Origin of the sequence: Acidovorax delafieldii 2AN, from assembly GCF_000175235.1 — a bacterium.
Lineage (GTDB): Bacteria > Pseudomonadota > Gammaproteobacteria > Burkholderiales > Burkholderiaceae_C > Acidovorax > Acidovorax delafieldii_B.
This window is the reverse complement of the sequence record NZ_ACQT01000083.1, coordinates 1-15,470: the sequence shown is the minus strand read 5'-3', so window position 1 is coordinate 15,470 and position 15,470 is coordinate 1. Positions and strand designations below refer to the sequence as shown.

At 67.0% G+C, this 15,470-nt stretch carries 18 protein-coding genes and 1 pseudogene; 12 read left to right on the top strand and 7 right to left on the bottom strand.

Annotation, left to right across the window (positions count from 1 at the left end; all coding sequences use genetic code 11):
- Together ACDELDRAFT_RS12015 and ACDELDRAFT_RS12010 are read right to left on the bottom strand one after the other, a co-directional pair.
- Nucleotides 1-379: FAD-dependent oxidoreductase (locus tag ACDELDRAFT_RS12015; RefSeq protein ID WP_005797023.1), on the bottom strand; the 379-nt coding region annotated here is incomplete at its 3' end.
- Between the two features lie 75 nt (nt 380-454).
- Nucleotides 455-1,398, bottom strand: a pseudogene (locus ACDELDRAFT_RS12010) (LysR family transcriptional regulator).
- Nucleotides 1,399-1,509: 111 nt separating this feature from the next.
- On the opposite strand from ACDELDRAFT_RS12010, the gene ACDELDRAFT_RS12005 reads away from it, so the two are divergent.
- From ACDELDRAFT_RS12005 to ACDELDRAFT_RS11985, 5 genes are all read left to right on the top strand, one after another.
- Entirely contained in the window at nt 1,510-2,211 is a 702-nt protein-coding gene (locus tag ACDELDRAFT_RS12005) for a pirin family protein (RefSeq protein ID WP_005797021.1), read from the top strand.
- 93 nt (nt 2,212-2,304) lie between these two features.
- On the top strand, nt 2,305-2,718 hold the full coding sequence (locus tag ACDELDRAFT_RS12000) for a DoxX family protein (RefSeq protein ID WP_005797020.1): 414 nt from the start codon (nt 2,305-2,307) through the stop codon (nt 2,716-2,718).
- Between the two features lie 111 nt (nt 2,719-2,829).
- Nucleotides 2,830-3,384, top strand: coding sequence for a flavodoxin family protein (locus ACDELDRAFT_RS11995; protein ID WP_005797018.1), 555 nt, complete (start codon nt 2,830-2,832; stop codon nt 3,382-3,384).
- Between the two features lie 30 nt (nt 3,385-3,414).
- Nucleotides 3,415-3,822 (top strand): OsmC family protein, encoded by a 408-nt coding sequence (locus tag ACDELDRAFT_RS11990; RefSeq protein WP_005797016.1) that lies wholly within the window; start codon nt 3,415-3,417, stop codon nt 3,820-3,822.
- Nucleotides 3,819-4,706: a pirin family protein gene (locus tag ACDELDRAFT_RS11985; protein ID WP_005797014.1), complete on the top strand. Its 888-nt coding sequence runs from the start codon at nt 3,819-3,821 to the stop codon at nt 4,704-4,706. Before ACDELDRAFT_RS11990 ends, ACDELDRAFT_RS11985 begins: the two co-directional genes overlap by 4 nt.
- 120 nt (nt 4,707-4,826) lie before the next feature.
- On the opposite strand, the gene ACDELDRAFT_RS11980 is transcribed toward ACDELDRAFT_RS11985, so the two are convergent.
- From ACDELDRAFT_RS11980 to ACDELDRAFT_RS11965, 4 genes are all read right to left on the bottom strand, one after another.
- Entirely contained in the window at nt 4,827-5,594 is a 768-nt protein-coding gene (locus tag ACDELDRAFT_RS11980; protein ID WP_005797012.1) for a sulfurtransferase, read from the bottom strand.
- 61 nt (nt 5,595-5,655) lie between these two features.
- Nucleotides 5,656-6,510, bottom strand: coding sequence for a MinD/ParA family protein (locus ACDELDRAFT_RS11975; protein ID WP_005797011.1), 855 nt, complete (start codon nt 6,508-6,510; stop codon nt 5,656-5,658).
- 10 nt (nt 6,511-6,520) lie between these two features.
- Entirely contained in the window at nt 6,521-7,285 is a 765-nt protein-coding gene (locus ACDELDRAFT_RS11970; RefSeq protein WP_005797010.1) for a GGDEF domain-containing protein, read from the bottom strand.
- Nucleotides 7,286-7,300: 15 nt separating this feature from the next.
- A complete protein-coding gene (locus tag ACDELDRAFT_RS11965; protein WP_050784168.1) occupies nt 7,301-9,046 on the bottom strand; it encodes a SulP family inorganic anion transporter in 1,746 nt (581 codons plus the stop codon).
- Between the two features lie 183 nt (nt 9,047-9,229).
- Here ACDELDRAFT_RS11965 and ACDELDRAFT_RS11960 point away from each other — a divergent pair, with 183 nt between their 5' ends.
- From ACDELDRAFT_RS11960 to ACDELDRAFT_RS24105, 4 genes are all read left to right on the top strand, one after another.
- Entirely contained in the window at nt 9,230-9,718 is a 489-nt protein-coding gene (locus tag ACDELDRAFT_RS11960; protein WP_005797008.1) for a BON domain-containing protein, read from the top strand.
- A gap of 128 nt (nt 9,719-9,846) precedes the next feature.
- Entirely contained in the window at nt 9,847-11,094 is a 1,248-nt protein-coding gene (locus ACDELDRAFT_RS11955) for a PLP-dependent transferase (protein WP_005797006.1), read from the top strand.
- Between the two features lie 138 nt (nt 11,095-11,232).
- Nucleotides 11,233-12,030: a DUF2189 domain-containing protein gene (locus ACDELDRAFT_RS11950; RefSeq protein WP_040328983.1), complete on the top strand. Its 798-nt coding sequence runs from the start codon at nt 11,233-11,235 to the stop codon at nt 12,028-12,030.
- Between the two features lie 55 nt (nt 12,031-12,085).
- The gene (locus ACDELDRAFT_RS24105) at nt 12,086-12,265 is read left to right on the top strand and encodes a hypothetical protein (RefSeq protein ID WP_081470122.1); all 180 of its coding nucleotides are present in this window, start codon (nt 12,086-12,088) and stop codon (nt 12,263-12,265) included.
- 230 nt (nt 12,266-12,495) lie between these two features.
- Here ACDELDRAFT_RS24105 and ACDELDRAFT_RS11945 read toward each other — a convergent pair whose 3' ends face one another.
- Nucleotides 12,496-13,176 carry an arylesterase gene (locus ACDELDRAFT_RS11945; protein ID WP_420042322.1) on the bottom strand — a complete coding sequence of 227 codons (681 nt, stop codon included), beginning with the start codon at nt 13,174-13,176 and terminating at the stop codon, nt 12,496-12,498.
- Nucleotides 13,177-13,191: 15 nt separating this feature from the next.
- On the opposite strand from ACDELDRAFT_RS11945, the gene ACDELDRAFT_RS11940 reads away from it, so the two are divergent.
- The 3 genes from ACDELDRAFT_RS11940 to ACDELDRAFT_RS11930 form a co-directional block, all read left to right on the top strand.
- Entirely contained in the window at nt 13,192-13,881 is a 690-nt protein-coding gene (locus ACDELDRAFT_RS11940; RefSeq protein ID WP_040328977.1) for an ABC transporter ATP-binding protein, read from the top strand.
- 143 nt (nt 13,882-14,024) lie between these two features.
- Nucleotides 14,025-14,771, top strand: coding sequence for a 23S rRNA (guanosine(2251)-2'-O)-methyltransferase RlmB (gene rlmB, locus ACDELDRAFT_RS11935; RefSeq protein WP_005796999.1), 747 nt, complete (start codon nt 14,025-14,027; stop codon nt 14,769-14,771).
- A gap of 220 nt (nt 14,772-14,991) precedes the next feature.
- On the top strand, nt 14,992-15,470 hold a 479-nt coding region (locus tag ACDELDRAFT_RS11930), incomplete at its 3' end, for an SIR2 family NAD-dependent protein deacylase (RefSeq protein ID WP_005796997.1).

Below are 15,470 nucleotides of genomic sequence, written 5' to 3'. Positions count from 1 at the left end.
CCGCCACGCGGCCTGCGGCGTCGAGCACGCGCACGGCGTTGGCGCTCCAGGGCCTGCACACGCCCGGAACGGTGTCGAGCGCCTGGGCAAAGCGCGGATCGCGGACGGTGAAATACTGGGCGCCGGCATCGAAGCCGCCAAAGGGCGACTGGATGGTGGTGGTGCGCCCGCCCGCGTGGGACGATTTTTCGAACACGGTGACGCGGTGGCCCGCCTGCACCAGCGTGCGCGCGCAGACCACGCCCGCCATGCCCGCGCCAATGATGGCGAAATGGCGCGAGGCACCCGCAGCCGGGGCAGAGGGGGATTGCGTGCGGGTGGTTGCGGAGGCGCTGGGGCGTCGAAGCCGTTGGGCGGAGCGTTTGGCAGGGGAGGTCATGGAATGCCTTTCGGAAACGGACGGCTGGAAAAATCTGACATGGGCCACTCTACACGCCTGGCGCCTTGCCGGCAGTCAGAAATGATGGTGGTTTTCCAGCAGGGCGCGGCGCGTGGCGGGGCTTTGCAATTGGGTCAGCCACCATTGCAGGGCGCGCCCCGGCGCCGTGAAGCCGGGCCCGCCCCAGGCGTAGTGCATGCGGATACTGCGCTCGGGCCGCGCCACGCGGCGTGCCACCAGGCGGCCAGCCTCGAGATAGGGGCGCACCATGGGCTCGGGCAGGAACCCGCCACCCAGGCCGCGCAACTGCACCTGCACCTTGGCCTGCATGGTGTCCACAGTGAGCACGTCCTGGCCGCCCAGCAGGCCCATGGTGGCGCCGCCGCGCGACGCAGAGTCGGCCACCGCCACGGCGCGGTGCTGCAGCAGCGTGGCGTCGGTGATGGGCTCGGGCACGGACGCCAGCGGATGGTGGGGCGCAACCACGTAAATGAACAGCAGGTCGCCCAGCGGGCCCTGCTGCAGTCCGGCCACGTTCGAGCCCTGCGCCGACACGCCGATGGCGAGGTCGGCATGGCCCGACGTGAGGGCCTCGAGGGTGCCGGTCATGATGCCGTCGCGCAGCTTGAGATGGGTGGGCGGGGCCATGGCATAGAAGGCTTCGACCAGCTCCAGCATGGTGTGGGGCGAGACCACGCCGTCCACCGAAATCGTGAGCTGGGGCTCCCACCCGGTGGCGACGCGGCGCACGCGGTTGGCCACGGCGTCGATCTCGCGCAGCAGCCGCGTTCCTTCGCGCAGCAGGTTCTGGCGCCCGGGCCTCGGTGGGGGCGGGCCTGGCGGGCGGCCCGGTCGAAGAGCAGCACGTCCAGGGCGTCCTCGATCTGGCGCACGCGGTAGGTGAGCGCGCTGGGCACCAGGCCCAGCTGGCGCGCTGCAGCCGCAAAGCTGCCAGCTTCGGAAATCACCTGTAGCATGGCGAGGCTGTCGGGGGTCAGGACGTCGTAGGCGTGGGGCATGGCAGCGGTGCGGAAATGACGGTTCAGATATTTTGAACGATACCGACAATCCGGCTGCCCCCGCGACGGCCCGCTGCTGCCTACAGTGGAGTCTTGAAAGGAGCAATCACCATGCTGACTGTTCGTAAATCGCAAGACCGGGGCCACGCCGACCATGGCTGGCTCAATTCCTTCCACAGCTTTTCGTTCGCGGGGTATTACGACCCGCGCCACATGGGCTTTGGCAACCTGCGTGTCATCAATGAGGACCGCATCGCACCGGGCACCGGCTTTGGCACCCACAGCCACCGCAACATGGAGATCATCAGCTACGTGCTGTCGGGCGAGCTGGCCCACAAGGACAGTATGGGCAACGTGAAAGGCATACCGCCGGGGGATGTCCAGCGCATGAGCGCGGGCACTGGCGTGACGCACAGTGAATTCAACCACGCTGCGGGCCAAACCACGCATTTCCTGCAGATCTGGATCCTGCCCAACGTGCAGGACATTGCGCCCAGCTACGAGCAAAAGACGTTCGCGGCCGCCGACAAGCGCGGTGCGCTGCGGCTGGTGGCTTCGCCCGATGGCGCGCAGGGCTCGGTGACCGTGCACGCCGATGCGTCGGTGTATGCGGGGCTGCTGGAGGGCACCGAAGCCGTGGAGCGCCCGCTGGACCCTGCGCGCAAGACCTATGTGCACCTGGTGCGCGGCGCGCTGCGCGTCAATGGCCAGCCGCTGGCGGCCGGCGATGCCGCGTTGCTGGAAAACGAGGCGTCTCTTGCGCTCACCGATGGGCGCGACGCCGAGGTGCTGGTGTTCGACCTGGCGGCCTGACGGCCTGTGCCCCGGCAACGTCGCTGCTTTCGGCCTTTTTGCCTTTTCATTTTTTTGTCCTTGCTTTTTCTTCACCCTGTTAAGGAGCTGACCATGCTTTCCTCTTTGCAAAATCCCCTGGCCCTGGTTTCCCGTCTGCTGTTCGCCGTGATGTTTCTGCCCGCGGGCATTGGCAAGATCACCGGGTTTGCCGGAACGGTGGGGTACATCTCGTCGGTGGGGATGCCCCTGCCCACCGTGGCGGCGGCCGTGGCCGCGGTGGTCGAAGTGGTGGGCAGCCTTGCGCTCATCGTTGGCTTTGGCACGCGCTTTGCCGCGCTGGTGCTGGCCTTCTTCACGCTGGTGGCCAGTTTCTTCTTCCATGCCTACTGGTCGGTGCCAGAGGCTCAGCAAATGGTCGTGCAACTGATGTTCTACAAGAACATCGCCATCGTGGGCGGCCTGCTGGCACTGACCGCATTCGGTGCGGGAGCCTGGAGCGTCGACGGCCAGCGCGCAGCGCGCTGAGGTGGGCAGGTGCCAGCCGTTTCCTGCGGCTGGCGGCCGCGCCGTCAGACGGCAGGCCGCGGCAAGTGGCAGACTGCGATACTTTCACTTCCTGTTCAGAAAGTTTCGTTCATGTCCCTGATTGCAGTGGTTTATCACTCGGGCTACGGCCACACCCAGCGCCTGGCCCAGGCCGTGGCCGATGGTGCCGGCGCCGAGCTCGTGGCGATCGATGCGGAAGGCCAACTGCCCGACGGCGGCTGGGAAACGCTGCTGGACGCACGGGCCATCATCCTGGGGGCGCCCACCTACATGGGCGGCCCCAGCTGGCAGTTCAAGAAGTTTGCCGATGCCTCGTCGCGGCCCTGGTACAGCCAGGCCTGGAAAGACAAGCTTTTCGCGGGCTTCACCAACAGCGCCAGCACCAATGGCGACAAGCAGGTCACGCTCGACTACCTGTTCCATCTGGCCATGCAGCACGGCGGACTGTGGGTGGGGGCCGGCCTACTGCCCGCCAACACCAAGGCAGCCACGCGCAATGACGTGAACTGGACGGGCGCATTCACCGGGGTGATGGCCCAGTCGCCGTCCGACGCGTCGGCGGCCGAGATGTTTCCCGGCGACCTCGAAACCGGCCGGCTGCTGGGCCAGCGGGTGGCTGCAATTGCCGCGCGCCTGGGCGCCTGATAGATTGTTCCCCTTTCGCAGGAGCTTCTGATGAGCATTGAACTCAACCGCATCGTTACCACACCCATGGCACAGACCCTGGCCATCCGCAGCCACTCTCTCGTGGTGGATGGCACCGCCGAGGAGGGCGGTGAGGACGCCGGCCCCAATCCGCACGACCTGTACGACGCGGCTCTGGGGTCGTGCAAGGCGCTCACCGTGCTCTGGTATGCGCGCCGAAAGGGCATTCCGGTGAACGACGTGCGCACGGTGATCGAGCGTGATGCTTCGGGTGAGCGGGCGGGCACCTACCGGCTGGCGGCGCGCATGCAGATCAGCGGCGATCTCACCGACGCCCAGCTGCAGGAGTTGCAGGCGGTGGCGCACAAATGCCCGGTGCACAAGCTCATGACGGTGGTCACCACCGAAATCACCACCACCGTGGAGCGCATGGCATGAGCGGCCCGGCCCTCATGCTGCGCGGGCACATCAAGGACCTGGGCGGCGGCTTCACCGTGCGCCGGCTGCTCCCGTCCGTGCAGAGGCAATCGGTGGGGCCCTTTCTGTTCTTCGACCACTTCGGCCCCGTGACCGTGCAGCCCTCGGACGAATACGACGTGCGGCCGCACCCCCATATCGGACTGGCCACCGTCACCTATCTTTTCTCGGGCGCCATCCTGCACCGCGACAGCCTGGACAGCGTGCAGCAAATCGAGCCCGGCGCCATCAACTGGATGACCGCGGGGCGCGGTATCGTGCACTCCGAGCGGCGCCCGCCAGCGCTTGCAGACACCAGCTACGTCAACCACGGCATCCAGCTGTGGGCAGCGTTGCCTCTGGCGCAGGAGGACTGCCCGCCGTCTTTCACGCACACGCCTGCCAGCGCCCTGGTGCAGTGCAGGGTGGCCGATGCCACGGTGCGGGTGCTGATCGGCTCGGCGTTTGGCGTGACCTCGCCCGTGGCCACGATGTCGCCCACCCTCTACCTCGATGTACTGCTGCCCGCGGGGGGCTTTCTTGAACTGCCGGCCCTGGCCCCTGAAATGGCCGTGTATGCCGTGGACGCGGCGGTGGAGCTGGATGGCCAGCCGCTCGAAGCGCAGGCCATGGCCGTGCTGCAGCCGGGTGCACCCGCGCGTTTGCGGGCCGGTGCTGCGGCCGCTCGGCTGATGGTGGTGGGTGGCGCGCCCCTCGACGCGCCGCGCCACATATGGTGGAACTTTGTCGCGAGCCGCAAGGAGCGCATCGTGCAGGCGGCCAGCGATTGGGAGAGCGGCCAGATGGGCCAGGTGCCCGGCGAAACCGAGTTCATCCCCTTGCCCGCGCACCGCTTCAAGCCCTGAGGCGGCGCGGAGCCAGCGCCGACGCCGACGCCGGTGCCGGAGGGTTGATGCGTGGAGGGTGGTGGAAGCGGATTTTGGGTAAAATATGCCTGCAGCGCTTATGCAGCGTGCGCAAGCAGCTCACTTATCAATAGCATTGCCAGCGTGGCCCGGTGCGGGGCTGGCGGCCAGGTCGGTGCCCAGCGTGTGGCGCTCGTCGAACACGAAGCAGCCGCCGTGGTAGTGTGCGCCGTCGGTTTCCTCGAAGTATTTGAGGATGCCGCCCTCGAGCTGGTAGACATGCGTGAGGCCTTCCTCGCGCATCAGGATGGCGGCCTTTTCGCAGCGGATGCCGCCCGTGCAGAAGCTCACCACCGTCTTGTCGGCCAGATCGTCCTTGTGGGCCCGCAGGGCGGGTGGAAATTCGGTGAATTTGCCGATGCGCCAGTCGATGGCATGGTCGAACGTGCCTTCATCCACCTCGAAGGCGTTGCGCGTGTCCAGCGTCACCACCGGGCGGCCCTCGTCGTCATGGCCCTGGGCCAGCCACCGATGCAGGGTGGCGGGCGTGACGGCCGGTGCCCGGCCCTGCGAGGGCTGGATCGCAGGATGGTCCATGCGGATGATCTCGCGCTTGACCTTGACCAGCATCTTGCGGAACGGCACGGAGTCCGACCAGCTTTCCTTCGGCGCCAGATCGGCAAAGCGCGGATCCGTGCGCAGGGCGTCGACAAAACCGCGCACGGCCGGCGCAGGGCCGGCCAGGAACATGTTGATGCCCTCGTGTGCCAGCAGGATGGTGCCCTTGAGCGCAGCGGCCAGGGCGCGCTCGTGCAACAGGTCGCGCAAGGCCTTGGCATCGGGCAGCGGCACGAATTTGTAGCAGGAGATGTTCAGGACAGTGTTCACGGCAGACCTCCTGGGGCAGCGCCGGGCCACTGGTCGGCGCCGGGCGCCACCGGGGCCGACCTCACGCGGCGGGCACCAGCAGCGTGGATTCGATCTTGTTGGCCAGCTGGGCAATCGCCAGCGCCGCAGGGCAGCCGGGCATCTGCAGCAGCAACAGCTGGCGCCGCATGACCGCATCGCGTACCGACGGGTCGGCCGGTATGTCGCCCATGTGGATCAGGCGCATGGCGCGGCCCGACTCGGTGCTCACGAAACGGTCCAGCACCTGCTGCAGCTGGCTGGTGATGGCGCGCCCATCGCCTGGCCGTGCAGCCTGGTTGATGATCATGCGCACATGCTGGCGCTTTTGCTGCATGGCCAGCACCTTGATGGCCGCGTAGGCATCGGTGAGCGAGGTGGGCTCGGGCGTGGCCACGATCAGCACCTCGGAGGCCAGCGAAATCGAGAACAGCACCACGTCGGAAATGCCAGCCCCCGTGTCGAGCAGCACCACGTCGTAATTGGGGGTGATCGCCTGGATCACGTTGAGGAACTGGTTGCGCACCTCGGGCGTCAGGCGCGAGTACTCGACCATGCCCGATCCGGCAAGCAGCACCGAGAAGCCGCCAGGCGCCTGGATGATGGCGTCGTCCAGCGATGCCTTGCCGGTGAACACGTCGTGCAGCGTGATCTTGGGGTGCAGGTTGAGCACCACGTCGAGATTGGCCAGACCCAGGTCCGCATCAAGGACCAGCACGCGCTGGCCGCGGCGGGTGAGGGCGGCCGCCAGGTTGGCGGAGACGAAGGTCTTGCCCACGCCGCCCTTGCCGCTGGTGATGGCGATGATGCGCGCACCCCCTCCGGCCGCGGATACGGGCGGTGCGGGCGGCACGGTGGCGGCCGGGTTGGTCGGTTGGGGGGACAGCGCGTCGTTCATCTCATCACTTTCAGTAGACGCTGCCTGCGGGGTCCAGCGGGGGCAGATCGCCCCAGCCGGACGGCGTGTAGAGCGGGCCAAACAAGAGGCTTTTTTCTTCGGCACTGACCGTGCTGTCGGGTTGCTCCTCGATGCTCACGCAATTGCGGCCCAGGGATTTCGCGGTGTACAACTGGTGGTCTGCCCGATCGGTCCACAGCAGTGTGGTGGATCGGATCCACTGCATGGCGAACGCCCCGCCGATGCTGATCGTGACCTGGACTTCCACCGACGGCGAAATGCGCACCGGTGTGTTGGCCACGGCGCGGCGGATGCGTTCGGCCACCACCTTGCCAAAGCCCGCCTGGCAAGCTGGCAGCACCACAGCGAACTCTTCGCCGCCGTAGCGCGCGAGGGTGTCCATGGGGCGAATGCAGGCGTTCAAGGTGCGCGCCACCGATTGCAGCACCACATCGCCGGCAAGGTGGCCGTGGGTGTCGTTGATCTGCTTGAAATGGTCGATGTCGAGCATCAGCAGCAGCGCCGCCTCGCCTGAGCGGGTCACGCGGTCGATTTCGCGCTCGAGCACCGCGCGGAAGTGGCGCCGATTGGCCAGCCCGGTAAGGGGGTCCTTGAGCGAGAGCTCGCACAGCCCGTCGATCAGACTCTGCAGATAGCGCGAAGGCCGTTCGCGCTGGAGAGCGGCCTCGCTTCCGCTGGCCTGGGCGACCAGGGCGTGCGCAGTGTCCAGGCGCAGGTCGCGCAGGTCTACGATGTGGGAAGCCGAATCAGACACGAATTTGCAGGGCCTTCAGGAGCCTGCGAGTGTATCAGCCGCCCCGGGCGTTGCGGCCCTTATTGCTGGCGAAACCGCGCTCTCGGCCGTGGCGTCGGGCGCCTGCCGCAACGCCCGCAGGGCTTCCGCGTCGGTGCGGTACAAGGCCAGCGCCGCGCCGGGTTCGAGCAGGCCGGCGCGGCGCAGCACCCGTTCAACGGGCAGCTTGAGCCCGCTCAGGTGCAGGGTGCCGGCGCGGCTTCGCAGGGTGGAGAGGATCTGCGCGAACGTCTCCACGCCCGTCACGTCGATGCGGTTGATGGGCTGGGCCAGCAGGCACACGTGCACCACATCGGGGTGCGTGCCCAGGTGGTCCATCACCCGCCGCTCCAGCGCGCTGGCGGAGGCAAAGTCGAGCTCGGCGTCCATGCGCAGCGCCAGCACGTGGGGTGCCAGGGGCGGCAGTTGCCAGAGGTGGCGGTCGCGCAGGCTGCCATCGGGGTGCATGCCCACCTCGATGATGCGCGGATGCAGCCGCTGGTAGAGGAAATGGCTCAGGTTCACCAGCAGGCCCACCAGCACGCCCCAGTACATGCGGGGCGCCGTGGCGAGCGTGAGGCCGAACGTGATGCCCGAGACCACTGCTTCGACGCGCGAAATGCGCCACAGCCGCACAAAAGTGCCCGGCTTGATGAGGCTGGTGACGGCGGTCACCACCACCGCCGCCAGCACCGACTGCGGCACATGGTAGAGCGCCGGAGTGAGCCACAGCAACGCAGCCAGCACCAGGCCGATCGCGAACACGGTGGCCCAGCCGCTGCGTGCCCCGGCGTAGAGGTTGATGGCGGAGCGGGAGAACGACGCACTGGTGGCGAAGCTGCCGCACAGGCCACTGCTGATCTTGGCCAGGCCCTGGCCGATCAGGTCCTGGTTTTCGTTCCAGCGCTCGCCCGAGCGCTGGCTGTCGACCTTGGCGCTCGATGCCGTCTCCAGAAAACTCACCAGGGTCACCACCAGCACCGGCATCACCAGCGCGCCAAAGCTGGTCCAGGGCAGGGTGCCGGGCCAGTAAAGGCTGGGCAGGCCCGCAGGCAGGGCGCCCACCACGGCGCCGTCCGCATCCGCGTAGCCAATGGCCCAGCTGACAGCGGCCGCAGCCGCCAGCACCACGATGGCGGCCGGGAAACCCGGGCGCAGGCGCCGCGCAGCCATCAGCAAGGCCAGGCTGCCGAAGCCGAAAGCCGCGGCCGTGAGATCGAAGTGGCCGAGCGACGGCGTGGTCCACAAGGCGCCCAGGTCGGAACGCAGCCCCGTCAGCGCAGCCAGCTGGGACGAGAGGATCAGCAATGCGGCAGCTTGCGTGAAACCGTTGAGCACCGGTGAAGTCACCAGGTTGAGAAGCCAGCCGAAGCGGGCGATCCCCATGACCAGCTGCACCAGCCCGGCGAGGATGGCCATCCACGCGGCCAGGGCCACCCACTGTGCGCTCCCCGGCTCTGCAAGGCCCGAGAGCGAGGCGCCGATCAGCAGGCTGGTGAGCGCCGTGGGGCCCACGCCCAGGCGCGTGGACGAGCTGAACATCACCGCCACGAGCGCCGGAACCAGCGAGGCATAGATGCCTGTCACAAGGGGCATTCCCGCCAGCGCCGCATAGGCGACGCCCTGCGGCACCAGCATCAGCCCCACGGTCATGCCCGCCCAGAACTCGCCCTTGAGCAGGGCCCTGTCGGGGCGGGGCCAGGCCAGAAATGGAAGCCATCGGGACAGTGCGTGCAGAGTCATGCGGCGATTGTCGCCGCTGCCGCGCGGCGGCGCCCCGGCAGCCATGGCCGAGGGGTGCATGCTGCGGTTGGCGACCACGCGCAGCGACGATGTTGTCCTACAGAGGCTTCGGCTGCGTCCGACCCGCGGTGGACAAAGCAGTCTCTACATTCACTGCATCGTCAATCTGGAAGGAGCCTGCATATGAAAAACCCTGTCACCCCACACGGTAGCCCATCCCGCATCTGGGCCATTTTGGCCGTCAGCACCATGGCGTTTGGCCTGGCCGCCTGCAACCGCCAGGAAGACACCACCGTGGGTCAGAAGCTCGATTCAGCCGTGCAGAAGACCGAGCAGGCGGCCGCTGATGCACAGGCCAAGGCTGAAAAAGCACTGAAAAATGTGGAAACCAAGGTGGAAGAGGGGGCCGCCAAGGCGCAGGCTGGCGCCCAGGATGCGGGCAACTCTGCCATGGCCACCATGGACGATGCCGCCATCACAGCGCAGGTGTCGGCGGGCCTGGCCAAGGATCCCGACCTCAGCGCGATCAAGATCGACGTGGACACCCGAGCGGGCGCAGTCACGCTCAATGGCCCCGCGCCCAACGCCGGCGCGCGCGACCGTGCCGAAGCCATCGCCAAGGGTGTGAAGGGCGTGGTCTCGGTGACGAACAATCTCAAGGTCACCAGTTGAGGGTGTGGGCCCTGGAATGGGGCTGTGTTCAGCGGGGCAATACGCGGAGGGGGGCAGTTCCGGGCCATGGTTGTGTAGTGCCCCGCTGCAACTGAGCGCTCCCGCAGGATTCCGGCAGGGGCGCTACCATGCCGGACATGAAAGAACCACCCGTCCTCGCGCCTGAGACCCGCATCGTCCACCACCCCTACATCCCGCCCGCTGGTTTCCTGGCCCCCCAGCCCGGGGTGTTCAAAGCGTCTACGGTCATTTTTCCCAACGTGGCCGCGATGCGGTCCCGCGAGTGGAAGGACAAAAGCGGCTACACCTACGGGTTGCATGGCACGCCAACCACGTTCATTCTGGAAGAGCGTTTGTGTGCGCTGGAGGGCGGGCTGCAATGCGTGCTTGTACCCAGCGGGCTGGCCGCCATCGCCAACGTCGCCCTGGCCTTGCTCGGGCCGGGCGATGAAGTCCTGATTCCCGACAACGCCTACGGGCCTGGCAAGGACCTTGCGCAGGGGGAGCTGGCACGCTTTGGCGTTCGCCATGTGCTGTACGACCCGCTCGATCCAGCGGACCTGGCCGCACGCATCACTGCGGCCACGCGGCTCGTGTGGCTGGAGGCGCCGGGGTCGGTAACGCTGGAGTTTCCCGATCTGTGCGAGCAAGTGCGCATCTGCCGCGAGCGCGGCGTGGTCACAGCGCTCGACAACACCTGGGGCGCAGGCCTGGCGTTCGCGCCCTTCGATCTGGCAGGCGACGGCAGCGGCAGCCTAGCGGTCGATATCTCCGTGCACGCACTCACCAAGTACCCCAGCGGCGGCGGCGATGTGCTGATGGGCAGCGTCATCACGCGCGACCCGGCGCTGCACATGAAGATCAAGCTCACCCATATGCGACTTGGGCTGGGCGTTGGCGCCAACGATGCCGAGGCCGTGCTGCGGGCCCTGCCCAGTGTGGGCCTGCGCTATCGCGCGCATGACGTGGCTGCGCGCCAGCTTGCACTGTGGATGCAGGAGCAGCCCGCCGTGGCACAGGTGCTGCATCCGGCGCTGCCCGGCTCGCCGGGCTATGCCCACTGGCAGGGCCTGTGTGGTGCGGCGAATGCCGGCGAGGGCGCGGCGGCCGGCCTTTTCAGCGTGGTGATGGACGCGCGCCACGGCCAGGCGCAGGTGGATGCTTTCTGCGACGCCCTGCGCCTGTTCAAGCTGGGGTACAGCTGGGGCGGCCCCATGAGCCTGGTGGTGCCGTACCAGCTGTCGGCCATGCGCTCGCGGCCGGTGCCGCACCTGCGGCCGGGAACGCTGGTGCGCTTCTCGGTGGGGCTGGAGGCCTTGGAAGACCTGCGCCAGGATTTGCAGCAAGCCCTGCATGGGGCATTCGGCACGGCGTGAGCGCGCGGCGGACCGCAATGCAGCGGCAGCGTTGGTAGTTTCCTTAGTGGCGCCGGGCGCCCAGGTGGCTTAGTGTGGGGCTTGCCGAAGGTGGAGACCGCTTCCTTTGGCGTCACCACCCTTCTTGCCCGCACCGCCATGTCCGCACCACCCGCAGCAGAGCTTCCTCCCATTGCCGTCAGTGCCATCACGCTGAACCCCTTGCGCCTGGGCGACCCGTTTCGCTGGCTGCGCAGAGGGCTGCATGACGTGATGGCTGCGCCCGGCAGCGCGCTGTTTTACGGCGCGTGGTTCTGGGGCATGGCGCTCGTGCTGGGATGGGTGTTCCGCACGCGGCCCGAATACACCATGTCGCTGGCCAGCGGCTGCCTGCTGCTCGGGCCGTTTCTGGCCATGGGCCTGTATGACACCAGCCGGCGCCGTGAGGCCGGGCAGCCCCCCGACCTGGGGCAATCCATCACCTGCTGGGACGCGCACATGGGCAGCATGGGCATGCTCGTCCTGGTGCTGGTGGTGCTGGAGCTGTTGTGGGGCAGGGCGTCGCTGGTGGTGTTCGCAGTGTTCTTCAACACCGGAATGCCGTCGACCACGGGCGTCATGGAGGCCATCTTCAACCCGAGCAACTGGGGCTTTGTCGCCGTCTACATGGCCGTGGGCGGGGTGTTTGCCGCGCTGGTGTTTTCGATCTCGGTGGTGTCCATCCCCATGATCCTCGACCGCGATACCGATGCGCTCACGGCCGGTATCACCAGCATGCGGGTGGTGATTGAGAACACCGCCGTGATGCTGCTCTGGGGCCTGCTGATCAGCCTTGTCGTGGCTGTATCGCTATGGCTGTGGGGCGCCGGCCTGCTGCTCGCGGGGCCGTTGCTGGGGCATGCCAGCTGGCACGCCTACCGGGGGGCTGTGGCATCACCGCCGCCAGCCCCGGTTTGAAGGGTGCCGCAGGGCGAACTGTTACAGTGGGTCTCAATTTTAGGAAGCAAACACCTTGGCAACACCCAACTACGGATACGAAAAGCGCCAGCGAGAACTCGCTAAAAAGAAGAAAAAAGAAGAGAAGCTCAAGGCCAAAAGCGAGCGCAGGCCCGATGAGCCGCATGACGCCGGCACACCCGCCGGGCCTGGGGATGTTCCCCCTGCCGGGCCTGCGGAGCCGGCCGGTAGCTGAAGGCAATCGCGCATCTGCGTGGGCAGGTGCGCTGGAGTTTTCGCACCAGGACAGCGTGCTTCATTCCCTTTGGAGGGGCGCTCGGCCATCGCTTGGAGTGCCGGGCGTTTCGCGGTGAACTCGCCTTACCCCGTGGCGCTTAACGTTGCAACCGGTGCGTAGAAGGTCAGTGACCGGCGGTGCATGCCGATGCAGCGCTGCGGCCAGGGGAGCGTTGGAGCCCGACGGCTTCAGCGCAACAGTTTTTGCAGTTCGGGCCACACATTGGCCAGCATCTGGGGATGCGCCTCCGCACGCGGATGGATGCGGTCGGGCTGAAAGAGCCGGGTGGGGTCGGTGCCGTCGGCTACACCCTTGAGAAAGAAAGGCACCAGGGCCACCTTGCGGGCCTTGGCCACATCGGCAAAAGTGGCAGTAAAGCGATTGGCATAGTCGGTGCCATAGTTCGGCGGCACCTGCATTCCCACCAACAGCACCTTGGCGCCGGCCTTCTGGGCGGTCTCCACCATCCACGCCAGATTCTCCTGGGTGTTCTTGAGCGGCAGCCCGCGCAAGGCGTCGTTGCCGCCCAGTTCCAGCACCACCACGCTGGGTTGGTGCTGGGCCAGCAGCGCCGCCAGGCGCGAGCGCCCGCCCGAAGTGGTTTCTCCACTCACGCTGGCGTTCACCACGCTGGCCGCTATCTTTTCCTGGGCCAGGCGTTTTTCCAGCAGGGCCACCCAGCCGGTGCCGCGCGCCAGGCCATATTCGGCGCTGAGTGAATCGCCCAGCACCAGAATGCGCCGCGCCTCGCGGGCGGGCGCCTGTGCCTTGCCCGCCTGCTGCGCCATGGCGGCAGGAGCGCAAAGCCCCGTCAACGTGCCGGCCGCGGTGGTCAGGATAAAGTGGCGCCGATGCAGATCGCAAATCACAATAAACAGCCTTTCATGTCCGAACCTGTCCCGCCACCCGCCACGCCCATCATTGCTGTCGAGCATGTCTTCAAGTCGGTGACGGATTCCACCGGTACGCTGGATATTCTGCGGGATATCGATTTCCGCCTGGCGCCCAGGGAAACCGTGGCCATCGTGGGGGCCTCGGGCTCGGGCAAGAGCACGTTGCTATCCATCATTGCAGGGCTGGACACGCCCACGCGCGGAACGGTGCGCCTGGACGGCCAGGATCTGTTCGCGCTGAGCGAGGACGACCGGGCCGCGCTGCGCGCCCAGAAGGTGGGGTTTGTGTTCCAGAGTTTCCAGCTCATGGGAAACCTCACGGCGCTTGAAAACGTGATGCTGCCGCTTGAACTGGCCAACCGCCGCGATGCGCGCAAGGCAGCGGCCGAAATGCTGGCCCATGTGGGGCTGGGCCAGCGCCTTTCGCACTATCCCAAGGTGCTGAGCGGCGGTGAGCAGCAGCGCGTGGCGCTGGCCCGGGCCTTTGTGGTGCAGCCGGCCGTGTTGCTGGCCGACGAGCCCACGGGCAGCCTCGACTTCGCTACCGGCGAAACCATCATGAAGCTCATGTTCGAGCTCAACCGCGAGTTGGGAACCACGCTGGTGCTGGTCACCCACGACCGCGCCATTGCCGAGCAATGCGAGCGGCGCATCACCATCGAAGCCGGGCGGGTCGTATGAAGTGCTCGTTGGCAGCACTGCGATGGGTGGGAAATCCGGTTTTTGAGTGTTTTTGAGCTCTTGTGCTTATCCATCAAGCGCTAGCAGCTATCAAATTGATAGTTCTCTAGGGCCGATGTCCGCCGCCAGCGGATAATCCCCCCATGTCCAGCCCCAAAGTTCTCTTCGGCTTTCACGCCGTGGGCGTGCGTCTGAAGACCGCGCCCCAATCCATCATCGAGATTTATTACGAGGCCACGCGGCGCGACGCGCGCATGCGCCAGTTTCTCGACCGTGCCCGCGAGGCCGGTGCCCGCCTCATCGAAGCCGACAGCGTGCGCATTGCCAAGCTCGCCGGCAGCCATGGCCACCAGGGCGTGGCCGCGCGCGTGGAGCCCGTGGCCCAGGTCACCTCGCTGGATGAATTGCTGGAAAACCTCGAAGCCGCAGGCATTGAACAGCCCCTCCTGCTGGTGCTCGACGGTGTGACCGACCCGCACAACCTGGGGGCCTGCCTGCGCGTGGCCGATGGCGCGGGTGCCCACGCCGTCATTGCCCCCAAGGACCACGCCGTGGGCATCAACGCCACCGTGGCCAAGGTGGCCAGCGGCGCGGCCGAAACCATGCCGTACTTCATGGTCACCAACCTGGCGCGCACGCTGGGCGAACTCAAGGAACGCAACATCTGGTGCATCGGCACCAGCGACGACGCGCCCAAGACCATTTACCAGGTGGACCTGAAAGGTCCCGTGGCCCTGGTGCTGGGGGCCGAGGGCGATGGCATGCGCCAGCTCACGCGCAAGACCTGTGATGAACTGGTGAGCATTCCCATGAAAGGGGCTGTCGAGAGCCTCAACGTCTCGGTGGCCAGCGGCGTCTGCCTGTACGAAGCTTTGCGCCAGCGGTCCTGAGCGCGTTCTGATCCGCCTCGCGCTGAACGCAGCTCCGTGAGAGGGCGGATCTCCGGGCTGTGCGCACCCGCGCAATCAGATGTGAGACCAGTTTCCCTGCCCCGGTCCAAACTGGCGCAATCGATGCGGCGGGTGGTTCTGGCACAGGTGGCACCGCCGAGGTCCACGGCGGTTTTTGCCGGCGGTGGGCGGGGCAGAGCGTTGAATCAAAGGTCGGCCCATGCAAGAACAAAAACAAGCGCAAGAACCTTCCTTGGAAACCGTACAGTCCTGGCTACAGCAGGCGCGGCACGTCGCCGTGCTGACGGGCGCCGGTGTGAGCGCTGAGTCGGGTGTTCCCACCTTTCGCGAAGCCCAGACCGGGTATTGGGCGCAGTTCCGGCCCGAAGACATGGCGACCGAAGAGGGGTTTCGCGCCCATCCCCAGCGGGTGTGGGACTGGTACCAGCATCGGCGCGACTTGCTCGCGGGCGTGCTGCCGAATGCCGGCCATGTGGCACTGGCGCGCTTCCAACAACGGCACCCGGGGCGCCTCACCTTGATCACGCAGAACGTGGACGGCCTGCACCAGCGCGCTGGCAGTACCGGCGTTTTGTGCCTGCACGGCGATATTTTTGCCAATCGCTGGCTCGACACCCCGCGCCCCTGCTGCGAGGCGGGGGCGGTCGAAGGGGGCCGCCCGCCGCGCTGCAGCCACTG

Bases quoted from the DNA above. Each gene is read 5' to 3' on its own strand.
- ACDELDRAFT_RS12005 (WP_005797021.1), top strand. From the start codon at position 1,510: ATGCTGACTGTTCGTAAATCGCAAGACCGGGGCCACGCCGACCATGGC.
- ACDELDRAFT_RS12000 (WP_005797020.1), top strand. From the start codon at position 2,305: ATGCTTTCCTCTTTGCAAAATCCCCTGGCCCTGGTTTCCCGTCTGCTG.
- ACDELDRAFT_RS11995 (WP_005797018.1), top strand. From the start codon at position 2,830: ATGTCCCTGATTGCAGTGGTTTATCACTCGGGCTACGGCCACACCCAG.
- ACDELDRAFT_RS11990 (WP_005797016.1), top strand. From the start codon at position 3,415: ATGAGCATTGAACTCAACCGCATCGTTACCACACCCATGGCACAGACC.
- ACDELDRAFT_RS11985 (WP_005797014.1), top strand. From the start codon at position 3,819: ATGAGCGGCCCGGCCCTCATGCTGCGCGGGCACATCAAGGACCTGGGC.
- ACDELDRAFT_RS11975 (WP_005797011.1), bottom strand. From the start codon at position 6,510: ATGAACGACGCGCTGTCCCCCCAACCGACCAACCCGGCCGCCACCGTG.
- ACDELDRAFT_RS11965 (WP_050784168.1), bottom strand. From the start codon at position 9,046: ATGACTCTGCACGCACTGTCCCGATGGCTTCCATTTCTGGCCTGGCCC.
- ACDELDRAFT_RS11960 (WP_005797008.1), top strand. From the start codon at position 9,230: ATGAAAAACCCTGTCACCCCACACGGTAGCCCATCCCGCATCTGGGCC.
- ACDELDRAFT_RS11955 (WP_005797006.1), top strand. From the start codon at position 9,847: ATGCCGGACATGAAAGAACCACCCGTCCTCGCGCCTGAGACCCGCATC.
- ACDELDRAFT_RS11950 (WP_040328983.1), top strand. From the start codon at position 11,233: ATGTCCGCACCACCCGCAGCAGAGCTTCCTCCCATTGCCGTCAGTGCC.
- ACDELDRAFT_RS11940 (WP_040328977.1), top strand. From the start codon at position 13,192: ATGTCCGAACCTGTCCCGCCACCCGCCACGCCCATCATTGCTGTCGAG.
- rlmB (WP_005796999.1), top strand. From the start codon at position 14,025: ATGTCCAGCCCCAAAGTTCTCTTCGGCTTTCACGCCGTGGGCGTGCGT.